Genomic DNA, 3,386 nt, shown 5'->3' on the forward strand with positions numbered 1-3,386 from the left:
AAACCCCCCGCATCACCCTACTTTCCCACACTTGAAAAATGCAGTATCATCGGCGTAAGAGAGCTTGACTTCCAGGTTCGGGATGGGGCTGGGTATTTCCTCTCTTCTAGGGACACGGGAAAAAGCGTAGCCTTAAAGCTTTCAATAAAAACGCCATTCTAGCATTTTTATTTAAAAAAGCAAACTTTAAAAGCAACGCTTTAAATCAATAGTCTATGTGGGTCTTTCTACAAGCCTTCATTACACTCAATAAGGCAGTGAAGCTCTTAAGCAAGCAAACAAGCCAAACGCTCTATTAGTAGTGGTTAGCTGAGCGCATTGCTGCACTTACACACCCACCCTATCAAACATGTAGTCTTCATGCGAGCTTCAGGGAAAGCTCATCTTGGAGTTGGCTTCGAGCTTAGATGCTTTCAGCTCTTATCACAACCATGCGTGGCTACTCAGCGGTGCTCTTGGCAGAACAACTGATGCACCAGTGGCATGTCCATCCCGGTCCTCTCGTACTAGGGACAGCTCTCCTCAGCTTTCCTACGCCCACAGCAGATAGGGACCGAACTGTCTCACGACGTTCTGAACCCAGCTCGCGTACCGCTTTAAATGGCGAACAGCCATACCCTTGGGACCTGCTCCAGCCCCAGGATGCGATGAGCCGACATCGAGGTGCCAAACCTCCCCGTCGATGTGAGCTCTTGGGGGAGATCAGCCTGTTATCCCCGGGGTACCTTTTATCCTTTGAGCGATGGCTCTTCCACACGAGAACCACCGGATCACTATGACCGACTTTCGTCTCTGCTTGAGTTGTCTCTCTTGCAGTTAAGCTAGCTTGTGCCATTACACTCAACTGGCGATTTCCAACCGCCATGAGCTAACCTTTGTAAGCCTCCGTTACTTTTTAGGAGGCGACCGCCCCAGTCAAACTACCCACCAAGCATTGTCCTGCCTAAGGATGACTTAGGCCAGTTAGCTAACAAAAACGCCAAGGGTGGTATCTCAAGGATGGCTCCACAGACACCAAAGTGTCTGCTTCAAAGCCTCCCACCTATCCTGCGCATGGCATTCCCATTAGCAGTGCTAAGCTATAGTAAAGGTCCACGGGGTCTTTCCGTCTTGCTGCGGGTAGGAGGAATTTTCACCTCCACTACAATTTCACTGGATCTCTCTTTGAGACAGCTCCCATCTCGTTACGCCATTCATGCAGGTCGGTATTTAACCGACAAGGAATTTCGCTACCTTAGGACCGTTATAGTTACGGCCGCCGTTTATTCGGGCTTCAATTCAAAGCTTCGCCTTGCGGCTAACCCATCCTCTTAACCTTCGAACACCGGGCAGGCGTCACACCTTATACTTCCTCTTACGAGTTGGCAAAGTGCTGTGTTTTTGGTAAACAGTCGGGAGGGACTCTTTGCTGAGACCACATTGCTGTGGCACACCTTATCGCGAACTTACGGTGCTAGTTTGCAGAGTTCCTTAAAGAGAGTTCATCCACGCGCCTTAGAATACTCATCTCATCTACCTGTGTCGGTTTGCGGTACGGACAATTGCAACTAAACTTAGAGACTTTTCTTGGCACGATAGTGTCAGCGATTCTCCCCTTGGCCCGAAGGCCTTAGAGAGCCTGTCAGGTTTCAAATACAGGAGCGGATTTGCCACTCTCCCAATCTACACCCTTCGACCAGCACATCCATCAGCTGGCTCACCTAACTTTATGCGTCCTCCCATCGCACATTGCAATTGGTATGGGACTATTAACCCATTTGCCATCGCCTACCCCTTTCGGACTTGGCTTAGGACCCGACTAACCCTACGATGACGAACATCGCGTAGGAAACCTTAGATTTACGGCGGATACGATTCTTACGCATCTTATCGCTACTCATTCCTGCATGCTCACTTCTGTGCGCTCCAGCACTCCTTACCGGTATGCCTTCAACGCTGCACAGAACGCTCTTCTACCACTGCTCTAAAAGAGCAATCTACAACTTCGGTGTCTATCTTAGCCCCGTTATATTTTCAGCGCATGATCACTAGACCAGTGAGCTGTTACGCTTTCTTTAAAGGATGGCTGCTTCTAAGCCAACCTCCTGGTTGTTTGAGTAACCACACATCTTTTTCCACTTAGAATAGAACTTTGGGACCTTAGTTGGTAGTCTGGGTTGTTTCCCTCTTGACGATTGATTTTATCACCCACCGCCTGACTCCCAAGATACAACAAAGGGTATTCGCAGTTTGACAGGGTTTGGTACTGCGGCGAGCAGCCCTAGCCCAATCAGAGCTCTACCCCCCTTTGCTATGACTTGAGGCTATACCTAAATATATTTCGAAGAGAACCAGCTATCACCAAGTTTGTTTGGCCTTTCACCCCTATCCACAGCTCATCCCAGCCCGTTTCAATGGGCACGGGTTCAGTCCTCCACAAGCTGTTACACTCGTTTCAACTTGGCCATGGATAGATCACTTGGCTTCGGGTCTGCAGCGTCTGACTCAAGCGCCCTATTCAGACTCGCTTTCGCTACGGCTCGTTTTCACTTAACCTTGCCAGACACCACAACTCGCAGGATCATTATGCAAAAGGCAGTCCATCACCCTGATAAATCATAGGGCTTTGAATGATTGTAAGTAGATGGTTTCAGGTTCTATTTCACTCCGTTACCCACGGTTCTTTTCACCTTTCCCTCACGGTACTTGTGCGCTATCGGTCAAAGAGTAGTATTTAGGGTTGGAGAGTGGTCTCCCCGGCTTCAGCCCGGATTTCACGTGTCCTGGCCTACTCTGGATCCGGCTATCTAGGGTTTATCTTTCGCATACAGGGCTATCACCTTCTATGGCTTGTCTTTCCAAACAACTTTGCTAGAAAAACCCCTTGAATGTTGCCGTCCTCAACCCCGAGTGCAAGCACCCGGTTTGCCCTTATCCCCTTTCGCTCGCCACTACTGAGGGAATCTCGTTGATTTCTTTTCCTCTAGCTACTGAGATGTTTCACTTCGCTAGGTTCGCTCTCTATAAATAGAGTAACCTACATTGCTGTAAGTTGGGTTGCCCCATTCGGACACCTACGGATCAATGCTTCTTGACAGCTCCCCGTAGCTTATCGCAGTCTAGTGCGTCCTTCATCGCCTCTCTTTGCCAAGGCATCCACCATCTACTCTTAATATCTTGTTTGCCACTCTAGCATATCCGCTAGAGCGTTGCATAAGAGCCACACCGCCTTATTGAGTATAATTCTTTTGGCTTTGTAGTTTTTACCTTTACATAGGCTATTGACAATAATAAATCAAATAACACGCTTTAAGTCCGCTTTTTTGAGAAAAAAGCTTTCACCTTTTCCATGCAAGCTTTCTTAGAAGCAAAACGTGATAATAGCGGTTTTAAGCTTAAGGGGGGCT

At 48.3% G+C, this 3,386-nt stretch carries 2 rRNA genes; both read right to left on the reverse strand.

The features are described 5' to 3' along the window. Nucleotides 1-4 precede the first annotated feature (4 nt). Nucleotides 5-120: ribosomal RNA gene (gene rrf, locus QSJ47_RS08015) — 5S ribosomal RNA — on the reverse strand. Nucleotides 121-274: 154 nt separating this feature from the next. Beyond that, nucleotides 275-3,162, reverse strand: a 23S ribosomal RNA gene (locus QSJ47_RS08020). Nucleotides 3,163-3,386 lie beyond the last annotated feature (224 nt).

It is taken from the genome of Helicobacter sp. NHP22-001, assembly GCF_030270165.1.
Lineage (GTDB): Bacteria > Campylobacterota > Campylobacteria > Campylobacterales > Helicobacteraceae > Helicobacter > Helicobacter gastrofelis.